This window comes from Pseudomonas fluorescens group sp. PF-1, assembly GCF_054481335.1.
Window position 1 is genome coordinate 3,009,104 of the sequence record NZ_JBTMNG010000001.1, and the last position, 17,036, is coordinate 3,026,139.

Consider the following 17,036-nt stretch of genomic DNA (forward strand, 5'->3'; position numbering starts at 1 on the left):
TTACTGGCCAGAAACCTGGGCGAGTGGAAGAGGGGTGTCGTCGATCTGTACTTTCTCGCCGGGGCGGGCGTGTTGCAGGCCTTCGATGACAATGCGGTCGCCAGGTTTGAGGCCACCGGTGACGACCCAGCGATCGTTCTGCACCGGGCCCAGTTCGACCGGTTGCAGGCCGACCCGCTGCTGGTCATCGAGCAACAACACTTGCGCCACCCCGGCGCTGTCACGCTGGATGGCCCGTTGCGGCACGCTGATACCTTGCTGATTGATCGCTTGCTCGAGACGCACGCGTACGAAACTGCCCGGCAGCAGGTCGAGGTCCGGGTTGGGGAATTCGCTGCGCAGAATGATCTGCCCGGTGCCTGGATCGACCGTGATATCGCTGAACAGCAGTTTGCCCGGCAACGGGTAAAGGCTGCCGTCGTCCTGGATCAGCGTGGCCTTGGCCTGTCCCTGACCCACTGCTGTCAACTGACCGGAGCGGAACGCCCGGCGCAGGTCATTCAGTTCGCGGGTCGACTGGGTGAGGTCGGCGTGGATCGGATTCAGTTGCTGAATCAGTGCCAGTGGCGTGGTTTCGTTCTGCCCCACCAGCGCGCCTTCGGTGACCAGCGCGCGACCGACGCGCCCGGAGATCGGTGCGGTGACGGTGGCGTAACCCAGGTTGAGGGTTGCCCGGTCCATCGCCGCTTTGTTGGCCGCGACATCGGCCGCCGTTTGCCGCACGGAGGCCCGCGCATTGTCGTAGTCCTGCCCGCTGATGGCCTTGTCGTCGATCAACTGGGCGTAGCGCTGCTCTTGCAGTCTGGCTTGATACGCATTGGCCTCGGCCTTGCGCAACGCCGCTTCGGCGCTTTCCAGGTCGGCCTTGAACGGTGCCGGGTCGATGCGAAACAGCACATCGCCTTTCTTCACGTCGCTGCCTTCGCGGAAGGTCCGTTGCAACACCACGCCGGCCACCCGGGCCCGCACTTCGGCGATGCGTGGCGCCACGATCCGCCCGCTCAGCTCGCTGCTGATCGACAGTGGTCGGGCTTCGATGGTTTCGATGCGAACGGTGGCCAACGGCGCCTCTTCCTCGGCGTTGGTGGACTTGTCGCACGCGCTGAGCGTCAACGCCAGCGCTACAAGACTGAGCCTGGCAAGCAGATGTTTAGACATGAATGACCCCAATGATGACCCCCAGCATCCTACTGGGCGGCGGCGAGGGTAGCGGTGAAGCTTTGTAGGCGCTGTGTGAAATTGTGTAAGGGTTTTACTCAGGTGTGCGTGTGGGCGTATATCCTGCAAGTCTTGAATTTTATTGCAACTGTGAGGCCGCCTTCGCGGGCAAGCCCGCTCCCACAGTGGTCGGTGGTGTTCACATAATCTGTGTTCACATCAGATCCCTGTGGGAGCGGGCTTGCCCGCGAAGAGGCCGGAACAGGCGCCACAGCACTTTCTGGAACACCCCTATGCCCAACATCCTCCTGGTCGAAGACGACACCGCACTCGCCGAGCTGATTGCCAGCTACCTGGAACGCAACGGCTACTCCGTCAGCGTGATCAGTCGAGGTGATCATGTGCGCGAACGGGCGCGGCTCAATCCGCCGGACCTGGTGATCCTCGACCTGATGCTGCCGGGGCTCGACGGGCTGCAAGTGTGCCGCCTGTTGCGCGCCGATTCGGCGAGCCTGCCGATCCTGATGCTCACCGCCCGCGACGACAGTCACGATCAGGTGTTGGGCCTGGAAATGGGCGCTGACGACTACGTCACCAAACCCTGCGAGCCTCGCGTATTGCTGGCCCGGGTGCGCACCTTGCTGCGGCGCAGCAGCCTCAGCGAGCCACAGACCGCCAACGACCGGATCCTGATGGGCAACCTGTGCATCGACCTGTCCGAGCGCACCGTGACCTGGCGCGAACAATTGGTCGAACTGTCCAGCGGCGAGTACAACCTGCTGGTGGTGCTGGCCCGGCATGCCGGCGAAGTATTGAGCCGCGACCAGATTCTGCAGCGGCTGCGCGGCATCGAGTTCAACGGCACTGACCGTTCGGTGGACGTGGCGATCTCCAAGCTGCGACGCAAGTTTGACGACCACGCGGGCGAAGCGCGCAAGATCAAGACCGTGTGGGGCAAGGGCTACCTGTTCAGCCGTTCCGAGTGGGAATGCTGAGCCGATGTTCAGAATCCTCTTTCGCCTTTACCTGGTGACCATTGTCTCGTTCAGCGCCGCCATTTATCTGGTGCCGGACCTGGTGATCAAGGTCTTCCAGGAGCGCTTTATCAGCTACAACCTCGATTATTCCCGAGGGCTGCAAACCCTCATGGTCAAGCAGTTCAAGGCGGTTCCGGTCGAGCGGTGGCCAGCCCTGGCGGCCGAAATGGACGAGGACTTCCGGCCGCTGCACATCGTACTCAGCGCGATCGACGATCCCGGGTTGTCCCTCGACGAGCAGCAACGTTTGCAGCGCGGTGAAAACGTGGTGCGTGTCGGCGACTGGGGTTGGCGCACCCTGGCGGTGGCGCCGCTGAATGAGCGCACCGTGGTGCAAATGGTGGTGCCGCCGGACCCGCTGGACGTCAACCTGCTGTACTGGAGCATCAACGTGCTGATCGGCGCGACCATGCTCGCGTGCCTGTTGCTGTGGCTGCGTCCGCACTGGCGTGACCTGGAGCGCCTGAAACGTGCGGCAGAACGCTTCGGCAAGGGCCACTTGAGCGAGCGTACGCAAATTGCGGCCAGTTCCAACATCGGCAGTCTGGCGAACGTCTTCGACACCATGGCCGGCGATATCGAAAACCTGCTGAACCAGCAGCGAGACCTGCTCAACGCGGTGTCCCACGAATTGCGCACGCCGTTGACGCGACTGGATTTCGGCCTGGCCCTGGCCCTGTCCGACGACCTGCCGGCCACCAGCCGCGAACGTTTGCAAGGGCTGGTCGACCACATCCGTGAACTCGATGAATTGGTGCTGGAACTGCTGTCCTACAGCCGCTTGCAGAATCCGGCGCGGGTGCCGGAACAGGTCGAGGTGTCGCTGGATGAATTCATCGACAGCATTCTGGGCAGTGTCGATGAAGAACAATCACCGGACATTGTCATCGACGTGCTGCTCCATGGTCAGCTCGAACGCTTCAGCCTCGACCCGCGCCTGACCGCCCGTGCCCTGCAGAACCTGCTGCGCAACGCCATGCGCTACTGTGAAAAACGCATCCAGATTGGCGTGCAGGTGTGCCCCAAAGGCTGCGAGATCTGGGTCGACGACGACGGCATAGGCATTCCAGATGATCAGCGTGAGCGGATTTTCGAGCCGTTCTATCGGCTGGACCGCAGTCGTGATCGCGCCACGGGCGGGTTTGGCCTGGGGCTGGCGATCAGTCGTCGGGCACTGGAGGCGCAGGGCGGTACCTTGACCGTCGAAGCATCGCCGCTGGGCGGGGCACGATTCCGCTTGTGGTTGCCGACGCCGGCGTGAGACTGCATTCCTGTCAAAGTTTTTACGACGGCTGCGCCGCCGAGCGGGAGCAAGCGCCCTCGCCACAGAGATTCGTGCAGTCAGGCGCTTAATCGGCTGCGTAGCGTCGTGGCCATTGCCTCCAGTTCTGCCGCCGGGTTGTGTCCGATGAGCATCCAGGCGTGGTGCATGTCCGACCAATAGACAATGTTCAACCCGTGCCGACGTTCCCGGGCGATATGTCGACTGCCGGTGCTGGAAAGGGTGATGCACAGCGCAAGCGGGCCATGGACCGGGTCCAGGTAGGTGATCTGGGCGATCGGCACGTCATCGTATTCAAGGATTTGTGCGCGCTTGAGTTCAATCCTGGGCAAGTTCAACTGCGCGGGTGCGAGCTTGAGGCCCAGATGTTCATCAAGGGTCTGCAATTGCGCGCGCTGAGTGGTTTCATCGCTCGGTAAATGGTCGAGGGTCTGCGGTACGTAGAGTGCCATGTAGTCGGCCACCAGCCCGCGCCAGTTGCTGGTTTGCTGACTTTCCTGCCAGCCCAGGAACAGGCGATCCGCCAGCACGCCACCGGCCACCAGCCCGGCCGCTGCCGCCAGGAACCAGCGACGGCTGAGCGGTGGACGGGCCGGCGAGGGCAAGGTGTCGAGCATGGCTTGCAGGCGATCCACGGGGGCCTGCCGATTCAATTGATTGAACGCATCCTTGAACGGCAGGCTGCTGCGATCCAGCCATTGCAGGCGCAGACCGATCATCGGGTCTTCGGCAATGGCCGCGTCGATGCGTGCCCGCTGTTCGGTATCGAGCTGGTCATCCAGGTAGGCCACCAGTTGCTCATCCGAGAGTTTCGCGTTCATCGACGTTCTCCGCTGGAAGGGTTCGGCACGGATTGCAACGGCGGGTATTCGGCGAGTTTCACCCGGGCCGCTGCCAGGCGACTCATGACCGTGCCGATGGGGACTTGCAACACTTCGGCGACCTCGCGATAGGACAGCCCCTCGACATAGGCCAGAAACACCGTTTCCCGTTGCGCCTCGGGCAGCGCATCGACACGGCGAATGACCTGCGACGCCAGTACATGGGTCTGCGCCGCGTGTTCTCCGTCAAACGACAACGCATTGTCGGTATCGACCGTGCCTTGCCCCTGACGCACCCGTCGCGCACGCACTTCGTTGATCCAGATCGAATGCAGGATGCTCATCAGCCAACGGTCCATCCGCGTCCCCGGTTCGTATTGCCCGGCCCGTTCCAGTGCGCGCACGCAGGTGGCCTGCACCAGGTCTTCGGCAACATGCCGTTGTCGGGACAGCAGCAGGCCGTAGCGCCATAGACGCGCCAGGTGCTGGCTCAGTTCTGCCCGTATTGCCTGATCGCTGGCGATGGCGACCTCCGTCCGTTCGGGATGTCAGGTTTTCGATGAGTCGTTGATGGCTTCAGACAGGTCCTGGTATTCCTCGCAGGAAGTGTTGCCGCAAATCGACTTGATCTGTTGCAACTGTTCCTGGGCCAGGTCCAGCCGACCTTTGACCACATAGGCTTCGCCGAGGTACTCGCGGACCTTCGCGTACTGCGGGTCGAGTTTGACCGACTGCAGGTAGTAACCGATACCTTCGTCGGTACGCCCCAGTTTACGCGTAGCATAGCCGCGATAGTTTAACGCCTTGGCGGTGTTGGGGTCTTTGAGCGTATCCAGCAAGGCCAGCGCTTCTTCGTAGCGATTGTCCTTGGCCAATTGGTAAGCGTAATCGGTGCGGTCGGCGTCAGACAGCGCTTTACTGGTTTGCAGGACGCATTTCTGCGTTTTTTTATCTAAAACCTGGCCTCGAGGGCATTCGGGTTTGGCGGGCGAATTGTCATCGCCATGGCCCAGCGCCAGGGAACTGGTGAGCGCGGTGGCAATCAACAGCGGTGCGATGAACACTGAAAAACGGTTATTCATGGACAATGCTCCACAGGAATCAGGGTCGGGACATCGAACAGGCCGAATACGTCGAATTGCTCTGCCAGTGCCCGTCAAAAGGTAAACACTGCAGGGCGGACAATTATTCATTGCGTTGCGGGGTTCTTTGCAAGAAAGGCTCAAATCGAAGGGCTATGTCCGCATGCGGTCCCGCTTTTGGCCGAACCGCTGCCTTACTGCCCACCGCGCTGCCTTGTTATAGTTCGGGCCTCTTTTTTGCCCGCTAAAGGATCACCGGCATGTCCCAATACACAGCATTCAACGTCGAACTGGTCGATAAAATCGCCCATGTGCAGATCAACCGCCCGGAAAAGATCAACTCGATGAATGCTGCGTTCTGGAGCGAAATCGTCGAGATCTTTCAGTGGATCGACGACACCGACGAGGTGCGAGTGGTGGTCCTCAGTGGCGCCGGCAAGCATTTTTCCTCGGGCATCGACCTGATGATGCTGGCGGGCGTGGCCAATGAAATGGGCAAGGACGTCGGGCGTAACGCGCGCCTGTTGCGGCGCAAGATTCTCAATCTGCAAGCGTCGTTCAATGCCGTCGACAACTGCCGCAAACCGGTACTGGCCGCCATCCAAGGCTACTGCCTGGGCGGTGCCATCGATCTGATTGCCGCTTGCGACATGCGCTACGCCGCCGAAGATGCCCAGTTCTCGATCAAGGAAATCGACATCGGCATGGCCGCTGACGTCGGCACGCTGCAACGCTTGCCGCGGATCATCGGTGACGGCATGCTGCGCGAACTGGCTTACACTGGTCGCACCTTTGGTGCCGAAGAGGCGCGGGGCATGGGTCTGGTCAATCGCGTTTACAGCGACCATGCCAGCCTGCTTGATGGCGTCATGGGCATTGCCCGCGAGATCGCCGGCAAGTCGCCGATTGCCGTCACTGGCACCAAGGAAATGATCAGCTACATGCGCGATCACCGCATCGATGATGGCCTGGAATACGTCGCCACCTGGAACGCCGCCATGTTGCAATCCACTGACTTGCGCGTGGCCATGGCCGCCCATATGAGCAAACAGAAACCCGAATTTCTGGATTGATTGAAAAATGACTTCACGCTGGACCACTGCAGTACTGGACACCGACCAACCCGGCGGCTGGGCCGTGGCGCGCAGCCCCGAAGGCTTTCTGTTCGATGACAATGGCGCGCTGTTCCCCCGTGAATGGCTCAAGCGCCAGGACCTGGAGATTCTGGCCGAGCATGGCATCGGTCATCTCGATGGCGAGCCGGTGTATCTGCTGGAATTGCGCAGCCACAGCGAGGTCCCGGGCTGTCAGTGGAAAGGCTTGCGGGCGTTCATGCTCGAAGGCGATCACACGGTGTACAAGGTGCTCGCGTACGCCGCGCAGATCGGCACCTGGGCCCGTGAGCACCGCTATTGCGGTAATTGCGGGCAAGCCATGAATCAGGTGCCGCGCGAGCGGGCTATGTATTGCCAGCCCTGCGATCTGCGCAGCTATCCACGGATCTCGCCGAGCATGATCGTGCTGGTGACCCGTGGCGACGAAATCCTGCTGGCGCGTTCGCCACGGTTCGTCAGCGGGGTCTACAGCACGCTGGCGGGCTTTGCCGAACCGGGTGAGTCCGCCGAGGATTGCCTGATTCGCGAGGTTCGCGAAGAGGTGCGGATCGAGGTCAGGAACATCCAGTACATGGGCAGCCAGTGCTGGCCATTCCCGCATTCGATGATGCTCGGCTTCCATGCTGAATACGCGGGCGGCGAGATCGTCTGCCAGGAAGACGAGATCGAAGACGCCCAGTGGTTCAACGTGCACGAGCTGCCACCGTTGCCGGCGTCACGCTCGATTGCCCGTTACCTGATCGACGTCTACGTGGCGCGGCGGTTAGGCCACGCTGAACCAGTGTTGCCAGGCTAGGCGCACGGTCAGGCCCAACACCACGGTGATGAACACCGGACGAATGAACTTCGCGCCGCCACTGATGGCGGTGCGAGCGCCGAAGAAGGCGCCGACCATCAATGATGAGCCCATGCTCAAGCCGATCACCCAGTCCACCTGACCGGAAAAAATGAAGATCGACAGCGCCGCCGCGTTGCTGACGAAGTTCATGCTGCGCGCCACGCCGCTGGCTTTCACCAGGTCGATGGGGTAGAGCAGCAGGCTGCTGACGGTCCAGAACGCGCCGGTGCCGGGACCGGCCACACCATCATAGAAGCCGAGGCTGAAGCCTTGGGTCGATTGCCAGGTTTTCTTGATCGGCGCGTCGCTGTCCAGCGGGGCTTTCGGCGTTCCGCCAAACAACAGATAGACACCGCAGGCAAAGACGATCACCGGAAGCATCTTGTTCAGCCATTCGGCCGGCAGGTAGTGGGCGACCACGGCACCGCTCAGGGCGCCGACCAGCGTGCCGACGATGGCGTGAGTCCACTGCCTGGGATGGAACAGCTTGCGGCGGTAGAAGGTGAAGCTGGCGGTGGCGGAACCGAAGGTCGAGCTGAGCTTGTTGGTGCCCAGGACCAGGTGCGGTGGCAGGCCTGCGGTCAGCAAGGCCGGGGTGGTCAACAGGCCACCACCGCCGGCAATGGCGTCGATGAAGCCGGCGACAAAGGCGACAAGGGCGAGAATGGCGAGGGTGGTGAGGTCAACGCTGAGTTCGAAAGGCATGGAATCGGCTTATTCGGCGAGGTGCCAAAGGTGGATATGCGGGGAGGGCTCACATCTTACCCACATCCACCTTTGGCGGCGACCCGACGAAGGCGTCAGCCCTGACGACAGATCATTTAAGCTGCGGCCCATTCCCGATCTGCCACACAAACGGTGGCTCGGTTCCGTTGATCGTCCAGTCCCCGACAATCCGTGCCTTGTAGATCAGCGGATTATGCGACGACACGGTCCGCGCATTGCGCCAATGCCGGTCGAGCGATTTGCCCTGGCGAATATCCGAAGCCCCCAACGCATTGAAAAGCTCGGTGGTCGCCCGTTGGATCAGCTCCGTGACCACCACTTGCGCCTTCGCCGATTCGATTTCCGCAGCCACATTCGCCGCCGTTTCCCGTTCGTTGTCACCGGCGAAACGCGCCAGGTAGGCCTCCTGCGCGGGTTTCGCCGCGCTCAACGCGCTGGCTTCGGCGGCATACACCCACGCGGCAATATTGCCGACCACTTGCTGGACCTGCGGGTCATCGCTGACACGCTGTGCGTTGCCATGGCTGTAGATGCGCTGGCGTTCGCGCACATGACGCGACACATCACGCAATGCCGCACGGCCGATGCCTGCCAGGGTGGCCAGGAGCACGAGCTGATAGAACGCCGTCTGGTATTTGAAGCGGGTCGCGAAATCGATGATGTTCTCGGCGTCCACCTCGGCATCGACAAAGCGCGATGTTCCGCTGCCCGTGGTGCGTTGGCCGAAGCCGTCCCAGTCGTCGCTCTGCACGATGCCCGGCTGGCGCGTGCGCACGGCGGCAATGACGTCGCCACCGGTGTCGCTGCGCTGGGCGTAGACATCAATCCAGTCGGAGAACAGGCTGCCGGTGCTGTAGAACTTCTCACCGTTGAGCCGCCATTGATCGCCATGGGGCGTGACTTTGGTCACGACATCGCCAACCTCGACGGCACCGATTTCAGTCCAGGCGCAACCGACGATGTCTCCCTCGACGAAGCGTTTGAACCAGATATCCCGCGACGGGCCGTAGGGGGCGTTGAGACGATCCTCGACAAAGGCGAAGTGGCCGCGCAGTGCCTGGGGAACGTTGGAGTCGGCTTCCGCCAGTTCGATCAGCAGCTCAAACAACTGCGGCACCGAAGCGCCACCGCCGCCGTATTCAATCGGCACCCGTACTGCGCCGAATCCGGCGTCCTTGAGCCATTGAATCGGCTCATAGGGCAGGGTGCGCGACTGTTCACGTTCGAGGGCGCCGTCGGCAATGCGCTGGAAAATCGGTCGGTACTTCGCGGCGAGGGTTTGATAGTCGGCGCCGGTGGACAGCGGGTTGATTACCTGGTGTTCGGTCATGGGACAACTCCTTGGCTGGGCAGAAAAAGCATTGCGTCTGCCAGGGACGATTGCAGGGTCCATGCCGGACCCGTCCTGTGCGGATTTACTGGGCGCCCTTGAGTTGGCGGTGGTTTCAACTGTTGCCGGGCCAACAGTGCATCAGCAAATTGTCCGGGTGAGGCGGTTTTTGTGGCGAGGGAGCTTGCTCGCGCTTGAGTGCGCAGCGCTCAGCGAAATCCGGGGCCGCTGCGCAGCCCGGCGGGAGCAAGCTCCCTCGCCACCGTGCTCACTTCAGGGCTGGCACGCTTGCTGCTCATGCCCCAGGACATACCCTAATGTCCCGAGGAAACGCCAATGAGTCAGCAAGCCGTGAAATTTGCCTACTGGGTGCCGAACGTCAGCGGTGGGCTGGTGGTCAGCAAGATCGAACAACGTACCCACTGGGGTATCGACTACAACCGCAAGCTGGCACAGCTGGCAGAAGAGGCGGGGTTCGAATATGCCCTGACACAGATTCGTTTCACCGCTGGTTACGGCGCCGAGTACCAGCATGAATCGGTCGCCTTCAGCCATGCCCTGCTGGCGGCAACGACCAGGCTCAAAGTCATCGCTGCGATCCTGCCGGGCCCTTGGCAACCGGCGCTGGCGGCCAAGCAACTGGCTACCATCGATCAACTCACCAACGGCCGGGTGGCGATCAATGTTGTCAGCGGCTGGTTCAAGGGCGAGTTCCAGGCCATCGGCGAACACTGGCTGGAACACGATGAGCGCTATCGCCGCTCCGAAGAGTTCATCCGATCACTCAAAGGCATCTGGACCCAGGACAACTTCACCTTTCGCGGTGACTTCTACCGCTTCGATAACTACAGCCTCAAACCCAAACCCCTGGGGCGTCCGGAAATCTTCCAGGGTGGCAGTTCCCGTGCCGCGCGGGACATGGCCGCGCGGGTGTCGGACTGGTATTTCACCAACGGCAACACCCCGGAAGGCATCAAGGCTCAGGTCGATGACATTCGCGCCAAGGCCGCGGCGAACAATCATTCAGTCAAGATCGGGGTGAACGCCTTCGTGATCGCCCGCGACACCGAAGAGGAGGCGCGGGAGGTGCTGGCACAGATCATCGATCAGGCCGACCCGGAGGCGGTGAATGCCTTCGGCGACGCGGCGAAGCAAGCCGGCCGGGCATCGCCGGAGGGCGAGGGCAACTGGGCGAAATCGACGTTTGAGGATCTGGTGCAATACAACGATGGTTTCAAGACCAATCTGATCGGCACGCCACAACAGATCGCCGAACGAATCGTGGCGCTCAAAGCGGTGGGCGTGGATCTGGTACTGGCAGGGTTTCTGCACTTTCAGGAAGAAGTGGAGTATTTCGGCCAGCGGGTACTACCACTGGTAAGGGCGTTGGAGGCCGAAGCGTTGTCCCGGCAGACCGCAGCGGTCGCCTGAGCACCTCAACCCCGGCAGGTACTGGCTTGCCAGCGCCTGCCAGGGGCCAGTGTTACAAGCCCAGGTCGGACAAGCCCGGGTGATCATCCGGGCGGCGGCCCAGCGGCCAGCGGAACTTGCGCTCGCTTTCCTTGATCGGCAGGTCGTTGATGCAGGCGAAGCGCCGGGCCATCAGGCCGTCCTCGTTGAACTCCCAGTTTTCGTTGCCGTAGGAACGGAACCAGTTGCCCGAGTCGTCGTGCCATTCATAGGCATAACGCACGGCGATGCGGTTGTCAGTGAACGCCCAGAGTTCCTTGATCAGGCGATAGTCCAGTTCCTTGGCCCATTTACGGGTCAGGAAGGCTTTGGCCTCTTCGCGGTTGTGGGCGAACTCGGCGCGGTTTCGCCATTGGGTGTCCAGGGTATAGGCCAGCGACACACGCTGCGGATCGCGGGAGTTCCAGCCGTCTTCGGCCAGGCGGACTTTTTCGATGGCGGATTCACGGGTAAAGGGCGGCAATGGCGGACGAACTTCAGCGTTAGACATTGGATATCTCCGTATCAAATGAACGTTCAACAACGTTGTCGGTCTTGATTAAGCAGTTACAGCGCCAATAACTTGCGCGCCACACATTGCGCATGATCGGCGGCACTGTTGTCACCCATGACAAGTGCGACGGTAATGGCCCCGTCAATCAGGATCAGCAACTGCTTGGCCAGCGTCTGCGGATCTTCGGCGCCATAGTCGGTACACAGCTCGCACACGTAGTCGAGCAGCTTCTGTTTGTGGTCTTTGGCGACCAGGCGAACCGGGTCTTGCGGATCACCGGTCTCACCGCTGGTATTGATGAACGCACAGCCGCGAAAGCCTTCGGAACAGAACCAGGACTTGAGCACGGTAAACAAATTGAGCAGCCGGTCCGCTGGAGTATCGGCCTGGTCGACCGCACTCCTGTACCAGTGCATCCAGCGCTGATCCCGGCGTTGCAGGGCGGCGACGGTCAGCGCCTCCTTGTTGGCGAAGTAGCGGTAGACGCTCTTTCTGGAGACGCCGGCGGTCTTCACCAGAAGATCCATGCCCGTGGCGGCGATGCCACTTTTGTAGATCAGCTTTTCGGTGACGTCCAGAATGATGTCGCGTGTGTCGTTGCTTGTGATTTCGTTCATGGCTCGAACAGTAGAACGATCGTTCTCCATGGTCAATCATTATTTTTGCCAGTGAAGAAATCGCCATCATTGGCTGGCCTTCGATGACGTCAGGACAGACAGCCACAAGACCCGAGCGGATCCATGGTGTAAGCTCTCGACCTCTTTGGATTCGACCCACTGCGAGCCCTATGCCGTCGCTTTTCAAACGCTCTCTGCTGCCCAAACTGCGCAGTTTTCCGCTGACCGCCGATGCCGTCACCTTCCTCTCTGGCGCTGCTGAATTCCGCCGTTGCCTGCTGGAAAAAATCGCCAGTGCAACCCGGCGTATTTACATCGTTGCGCTGTACCTGCAACAGGATGAGGCCGGTCAGGAAATTCTCGATGCCTTGCACGCCGCCAAACGGGCGCGTCCGGAACTGGACGTGGTGGTGGTCGTCGACTGGTTGCGCGCCCAGCGCGGCCTGATCGGCGCCGGCAAGCAACCGGGCAACTCGGCCTGGTATCAGGAAATGACCCGCACCCACGCCAGTGAAGTGCCGGTGTACGGTGTGCCGGTGCAGACCCGCGAACTGTTCGGCGTGCTGCATCTGAAGGGTTTCGTGATCGATGACTGCGTGATCTACAGCGGTGCGAGCCTGAACAACGTCTACCTGCACAAATTCGACAAGTACCGCTACGACCGTTATCACCTGTTGCAGAACCGTAACCTGGCCGATTCGATGCAGCATCTGGTTCAACACGGCCTGGTGGCTTCCAAGGCCGTGCATCGCCTGGATCTGCCGAACCTGCCGACCACCCGCAGCCTGCGCAATGACATCGGCGACCTGCGCAGCCGACTCAAGCATGCGGCGTATGACACGACACAGGGCACCACGGACAAGACCGGCCTGTCGGTCAGCCCCTTGCTCGGCGTCGGCAAGAACAACCCGTTGAACCGGGTGATTTGCGAACTGATCGCCAGCGCCCAGCAGCAGCTGACTATCTGCACGCCCTATTTCAATCTGCCATTGGCGGTGATTCGGGAGGTCAACCGGGCGTTGGCCCGTGGGGTGAAGATCGACATCGTGGTCGGCGACAAGACCGCCAACGACTTCTATATTCCGCCGAGCGAGCCGTTCAAAGTGATTTCGGCGCTGCCGTACCTGTACGAAATCAGCCTGCGCCGGTTCGCCAAGCGCCATCAACGCAACATCGACAGTGGCCAGTTGAACCTGCACCTGTGGCTGGACGGCGATAACACCTATCACCTCAAGGGCATGTGGATCGATCAGCGCTACACCTTGCTGACCGGCAACAACCTCAACCCTCGGGCGTTTCGTCTCGATCTGGAAAACGGCTTGCTGATCGATGATCCGAAAGGCGAGTTGCAGGCACCGCGGCGCACGGAACTGGCGCAGATTTTCCAGCACACCCGGCGTATCGAGCGGTTCCAGGACCTGCAAACCTTGCCGGATTACCCGGCAGGGGTGGCGAAGTTTCTCAAGCGTGTGAGCCGGGTGCGTATTGAGCGCTTACTCTACCGTATCCTGTAAAAACGGTAGCGCGGCGGCTGACGCCATCGCGGGCAAGCCCGGTCCCACAGGGTTTAATGTCGATCACGTGATTGGGGTTCGACTCAAAACTCCGTGGGAGCGAGCTTGCTCGCGATGAGGCGCTTCCAGTCGCTACGACACTCAGTTCAGACCCAGTTTTCCACGCAAGGTCGATAGATCCTCCGCCAGGGTATTCACCGGCCCGACCAGCGCCTTGCGGTCGTTCTCCTTCACCTTGTCGTAAGTCTCGAAACCGCCGTCCGTGGTTTTGTACTTGGCCAGAATCCTGTTCACCGTGGCAAAGTTCTTGTCGACTTTGGCGATGAATGCCGCGTCCTGTTTTTCGATTGACGGGCGGAACAGGTCGACGATTTTCTTCGCGCCGTCGATGTTGCCCTGGAAATCATAGAGGTCGGTGTGGCTGTAGCGATCTTCTTCGCCGGAGATCTTGGTGGCGGCCACTTCTTCCAGCAGCGCAGCGGCACCCCCGACGACTTTTTCCGGCGGGAACGTCAGGCCGGCGACGCGGGTTTGCAGGTCTTCGACGTCTTTGTTCAGACCGTCCGCCAGTTCGCCCAGGCCCTGGGTGCTGTTTTGCGAAAACAGCGCGTATTCGATGCGGTGGAACCCGGTGAAGTCTTCAGCTTTCACGCCTTTTTCGTGGTCATCGACGCGGGAGTCGATGGACGCGTCAAGGTCACTGAACAGTTCGGCAATCGGTTCGATCGATTCGTAGTAAACCCGGGTCGGCGCATAGAGTTTTTTCGCGGTGGCCAGATCACCTTTTTTCACCGCATCGGTGAACTGCCGGGTGTGGCTGGCCAGTTCATCCAGTTGCTCGGTGACGTAGATTTTGTAGTCCGAAATCGGTTGCACCAACGCCAGTGGCGCAGTCGCCGCGGAAGCCGCAAGCGGAGTGGTCAGCAAGCCTAGGGTGAGCAGTAACGCAAGTGGAGACTGTTTCATGGGACGCTTCCGTGTTGGGGGATGGTTACGCGGTTGTTGGATGGGTGGCGGCAAGCAGTGAGCGACCGATGAAATCCTGGTCGCCGGTGACACCGGGCAGGGTGAAGAAATAGCCGCCACCGACCGGCTTCAGGTACTCCTCCAGTGGCTCGCCGTTGAGTCGGGTTTGCACGGTGATAAAGCCTTTCTCCAGGTCGGCCTGGTAGCAGATGAACAGCAAGCCCATGTCCAGTTGGCCGTTCTTGTTCACGCCGTTGGAGTAATTGAACGGCCGGCGCAGGATCAGGTTGGCCTGGGTCGTGGCGGTGCGCGGGTTGGCCAGGCGGATATGCGCGTCGAGTCTGGTCAACTTGCCGTGCGGGTCCTTGCTGTAGTCCGGCACCTGCGACTCATGGGTGCCGCCCATGGGCGCGCCGCTGCTCTTGACCCGGCCGAGAATGCTTTCCTGTTCCTGCAACGGTGTACGGTCCCAGCGCTCGACGAAGTTGCGGATGATCCGCACCGCCTGATAGCTGCCGTTGGCGGCCCAGGCCGGCTCGTCGCTGCCGGGTTGAACCCAGACGATGCTGTCCATGGTGTTGGCATTGCTGGAGTCGGGGTTGGCCGAGCCGTCACGAAAGCCCAGGAAGTTGCGCGCGCTCTGCGCCGGCAGACCGGGTTTTGCCGGGGCCTGGGGCGGCACGCTGCCTTCCTGTTTCCAACGCACCAGCAGCAGGTCCGGAAGGTTTTTGACGATGTCGCGCAAGGCGTGGATGTTGGTGTCGGTGGTGTTGGAGCAGAACTGCAGGCTCAGGTCGCCATGGCAGCAGTCGGCCTCCAAGGCATCGTTGGGAAAACCGACCATGCGGATCAGGCGCTTGGGTTTGGCGTGGGCCAGACCAAAGCGTTCATCGAACAAGGAGGCGCCGACCGACACGGTGATGGTCAGGTTATCCGGGGTCACGATCGGGCCGAGAATGCCTGAATCCACCGGTGGCAACTTCGGATCGACCTGGGTGACCGGACCGCCTTTCATCAAAAACGCGATGCGATCATTGAGGGTGCGAAACAGTCGCTCCAGGTCTTGGCGATCGCTGGCCAGCACATCGAACGACACCAGCATGCCGGACGCCGGGCGCGGAGTGACGATGCCAGTCTGGTGCTTGCCGTGGAATTGGTGGTGGTCTTGCGTGTGGTCGCTGCTCGGCGCCTCGGTGACCTGTGCCGGACTGGCGGCCATGGCCGGGCAGCTCAGCGCGGAGCCGGCCAGGGCGACACCGGCTGCGCCCATGCCCATCAATACCCGGCGCCGCTGGAGGTTGAATTGCTTTGAGTCGTTCATTGATCAGTCGTCTTCTGCTGACAGGCCAGAAAGGCCAAGGGCGGGGTCGATTCCATCGAGTGCAGCGGCCAGTGCCTTGGCCTTGTCGGCGATCTCCTGGCGTTGCGCTGTGCCGACACTGTCGTAACTGGCGTAGCCGTCCTTGACCTTGAAACCGTTGAGTTCGGTGTCGAACGCGCTGAGCGCACTGTCGATCTGCGGCAGCAGGTCGGCGGCGGATTTGGCCAGCAACGGACGCAGCAGGTCGACGACCTTGCGTGCGGCATCGAGATTGGCGGCGAAGCCATTCAGGTCGGTGTGGCTGTAACGTTCTTCTTCACCGCTTCGGGCGCGCACCTCGGCGATGCCGTTGAGGTTGCGCACGACAAGGCTCACCAGTTGCTCCGGTGGCAGGGACTGGGCCAGCAGCTGGTGTTTGAGGGTGGTCATGTCCGCCGACAGGCGCTGGGCAACCGGTGCCAGACCCTCGAGGTCGCGTTGCTGGAACAGCGCGTATTCGAGTCGATGGAAACCGACAAACCCGGTGTCTTGCTCGCGGTGTTCGAAGTAATCAGCACGGGCGTTGATCCCGTTGTCCAGCTCGGCCAGGCGCTGGGCGGCCGGGGCCAGGCGTTGATAGGCGGCACGGGCCGGCACGTACAAGGCTTGGGCCTGGCTCAGGTCGCCAGCGGCGATGGCTTGCTCAAGGGCGGTGACGGCTTTGATCAGCGCCGTGCCCTGGCTGCTCAGGTACACGCGGAACTCCGACAACGGCCCGATGAACGCCACCATCGACGGCCTGGCTTTGGCCGCCGCTTCCGACGCCGCCGTCGGCGTGACGTGCAAGGTGCCGCGCGGGTTGCTCAGCAGACCGCAGGTGATGGCGTAGTCGCCGGGCAACAGGTTGGCGTTGATCACCTGGCTCAGGCCGGGCGCGATGTTCTCCCGCTCTTCGACCACCAGCACGCCATCGAGGATTTCCCATTCGACGGCGCGATCGGATCGATTGACGATGCGGAAACTGGCATGGCCAGCCGGAACCGTCAGGGCATTCGGCTCGCAGCTGTGCGGGTGAATGGTCACCAGCACTTCGTCGTGGCTCGCCTGGCGCTTACCAGCGGCCACTTTCGAGGCGTAGTAGAACAGGCCGCCGGCAGCGATCATCACGATCACCGAGCCGGCCACTGCCCAGCGCAAGGCGCGGGGAGGGGAAGCCTGGGTGGGGGCTTGATTTGGCATGGTTGCCCTTACTGGCTGGAAATGGAGGAAGACTGTCTGGCTGGTTAT

General features: G+C 61.5%; 17 protein-coding genes. 6 read left to right on the plus strand and 11 right to left on the minus strand.

What is annotated here, in order from left to right; all coding sequences use genetic code 11:
- The gene (locus tag ACX3YD_RS14500; protein ID WP_458960355.1) at nucleotides 1–1,158 is read right to left on the minus strand and encodes an efflux RND transporter periplasmic adaptor subunit; all 1,158 of its coding nucleotides are present in this window, start codon (nucleotides 1,156–1,158) and stop codon (nucleotides 1–3) included.
- 293 nt (nucleotides 1,159–1,451) lie between these two features.
- Here ACX3YD_RS14500 and ACX3YD_RS14505 point away from each other — a divergent pair, with 293 nt between their 5' ends.
- Both ACX3YD_RS14505 and ACX3YD_RS14510 read left to right on the plus strand, forming a co-directional pair.
- Nucleotides 1,452–2,153, plus strand: coding sequence for a response regulator (locus ACX3YD_RS14505; protein ID WP_047529373.1), 702 nt, complete (start codon nucleotides 1,452–1,454; stop codon nucleotides 2,151–2,153).
- Nucleotides 2,154–2,157: 4 nt separating this feature from the next.
- Complete coding sequence (locus tag ACX3YD_RS14510) at nucleotides 2,158–3,456, plus strand: ATP-binding protein (protein WP_103403041.1); 1,299 nt, start codon at nucleotides 2,158–2,160, stop codon at nucleotides 3,454–3,456.
- A gap of 80 nt (nucleotides 3,457–3,536) precedes the next feature.
- On the opposite strand, the gene ACX3YD_RS14515 is transcribed toward ACX3YD_RS14510, so the two are convergent.
- From ACX3YD_RS14515 to ACX3YD_RS14525, 3 genes are all read right to left on the minus strand, one after another.
- Nucleotides 3,537–4,298: an anti-sigma factor family protein gene (locus tag ACX3YD_RS14515; RefSeq protein ID WP_458960356.1), complete on the minus strand. Its 762-nt coding sequence runs from the start codon at nucleotides 4,296–4,298 to the stop codon at nucleotides 3,537–3,539.
- Complete coding sequence (locus ACX3YD_RS14520) at nucleotides 4,295–4,780, minus strand: RNA polymerase sigma factor (RefSeq protein WP_256590126.1); 486 nt, start codon at nucleotides 4,778–4,780, stop codon at nucleotides 4,295–4,297. The genes ACX3YD_RS14515 and ACX3YD_RS14520 overlap by 4 nt, the downstream gene beginning before the upstream one ends.
- Nucleotides 4,781–4,846: 66 nt before the next feature.
- Nucleotides 4,847–5,380, minus strand: a complete 534-nt coding sequence (locus ACX3YD_RS14525; RefSeq protein ID WP_458960357.1) for a tetratricopeptide repeat protein — start codon at nucleotides 5,378–5,380, stop codon at nucleotides 4,847–4,849.
- Between the two features lie 260 nt (nucleotides 5,381–5,640).
- Here ACX3YD_RS14525 and ACX3YD_RS14530 point away from each other — a divergent pair, with 260 nt between their 5' ends.
- Both ACX3YD_RS14530 and nudC read left to right on the plus strand, forming a co-directional pair.
- On the plus strand, nucleotides 5,641–6,453 hold the full coding sequence (locus ACX3YD_RS14530) for a crotonase/enoyl-CoA hydratase family protein (RefSeq protein WP_458960358.1): 813 nt from the start codon (nucleotides 5,641–5,643) through the stop codon (nucleotides 6,451–6,453).
- A gap of 7 nt (nucleotides 6,454–6,460) precedes the next feature.
- Entirely contained in the window at nucleotides 6,461–7,291 is an 831-nt protein-coding gene (gene nudC / locus ACX3YD_RS14535; RefSeq protein WP_458960359.1) for an NAD(+) diphosphatase, read from the plus strand.
- Here nudC and ACX3YD_RS14540 read toward each other — a convergent pair.
- Together ACX3YD_RS14540 and ACX3YD_RS14545 are read right to left on the minus strand one after the other, a co-directional pair.
- Nucleotides 7,259–8,038 (minus strand): TSUP family transporter, encoded by a 780-nt coding sequence (locus ACX3YD_RS14540; protein ID WP_047529357.1) that lies wholly within the window; start codon nucleotides 8,036–8,038, stop codon nucleotides 7,259–7,261. The genes nudC and ACX3YD_RS14540 overlap by 33 nt on opposite strands.
- Before the next feature lie 112 nt (nucleotides 8,039–8,150).
- On the minus strand, nucleotides 8,151–9,389 hold the full coding sequence (locus ACX3YD_RS14545; RefSeq protein ID WP_458960360.1) for an acyl-CoA dehydrogenase family protein: 1,239 nt from the start codon (nucleotides 9,387–9,389) through the stop codon (nucleotides 8,151–8,153).
- A gap of 336 nt (nucleotides 9,390–9,725) precedes the next feature.
- Here ACX3YD_RS14545 and sfnG point away from each other — a divergent pair, with 336 nt between their 5' ends.
- The gene (sfnG, locus tag ACX3YD_RS14550; RefSeq protein ID WP_196585656.1) at nucleotides 9,726–10,820 is read left to right on the plus strand and encodes a dimethylsulfone monooxygenase SfnG; all 1,095 of its coding nucleotides are present in this window, start codon (nucleotides 9,726–9,728) and stop codon (nucleotides 10,818–10,820) included.
- Nucleotides 10,821–10,872: 52 nt separating this feature from the next.
- Here the strand turns inward: sfnG and ACX3YD_RS14555 are convergent, their stop codons facing one another.
- Both ACX3YD_RS14555 and ACX3YD_RS14560 read right to left on the minus strand, forming a co-directional pair.
- Nucleotides 10,873–11,349 (minus strand): nuclear transport factor 2 family protein, encoded by a 477-nt coding sequence (locus ACX3YD_RS14555; protein ID WP_047529351.1) that lies wholly within the window; start codon nucleotides 11,347–11,349, stop codon nucleotides 10,873–10,875.
- A gap of 56 nt (nucleotides 11,350–11,405) precedes the next feature.
- Nucleotides 11,406–11,969, minus strand: coding sequence for a TetR/AcrR family transcriptional regulator (locus ACX3YD_RS14560; RefSeq protein ID WP_458960361.1), 564 nt, complete (start codon nucleotides 11,967–11,969; stop codon nucleotides 11,406–11,408).
- Nucleotides 11,970–12,139: 170 nt separating this feature from the next.
- On the opposite strand from ACX3YD_RS14560, the gene pssA reads away from it, so the two are divergent.
- The gene (gene pssA, locus ACX3YD_RS14565) at nucleotides 12,140–13,483 is read left to right on the plus strand and encodes a CDP-diacylglycerol--serine O-phosphatidyltransferase (protein ID WP_458960362.1); all 1,344 of its coding nucleotides are present in this window, start codon (nucleotides 12,140–12,142) and stop codon (nucleotides 13,481–13,483) included.
- Nucleotides 13,484–13,624: 141 nt separating this feature from the next.
- On the opposite strand, the gene efeO (ACX3YD_RS14570) is transcribed toward pssA, so the two are convergent.
- From efeO (ACX3YD_RS14570) to efeO (ACX3YD_RS14580), 3 genes are read right to left on the minus strand one after another with little or no spacing between them, the layout of a single operon-like run.
- A complete protein-coding gene (gene efeO / locus ACX3YD_RS14570) occupies nucleotides 13,625–14,449 on the minus strand; it encodes an iron uptake system protein EfeO (protein ID WP_458960363.1) in 825 nt (274 codons plus the stop codon).
- A 25-nt stretch (nucleotides 14,450–14,474) separates the two neighbouring features.
- Nucleotides 14,475–15,770 (minus strand): iron uptake transporter deferrochelatase/peroxidase subunit, encoded by a 1,296-nt coding sequence (efeB, locus tag ACX3YD_RS14575; RefSeq protein ID WP_458960364.1) that lies wholly within the window; start codon nucleotides 15,768–15,770, stop codon nucleotides 14,475–14,477.
- Nucleotides 15,771–15,773: 3 nt separating this feature from the next.
- Nucleotides 15,774–16,988: an iron uptake system protein EfeO gene (gene efeO, locus ACX3YD_RS14580; RefSeq protein WP_458960365.1), complete on the minus strand. Its 1,215-nt coding sequence runs from the start codon at nucleotides 16,986–16,988 to the stop codon at nucleotides 15,774–15,776.
- Between the last annotated feature and the right edge of the window lie 48 nt (nucleotides 16,989–17,036).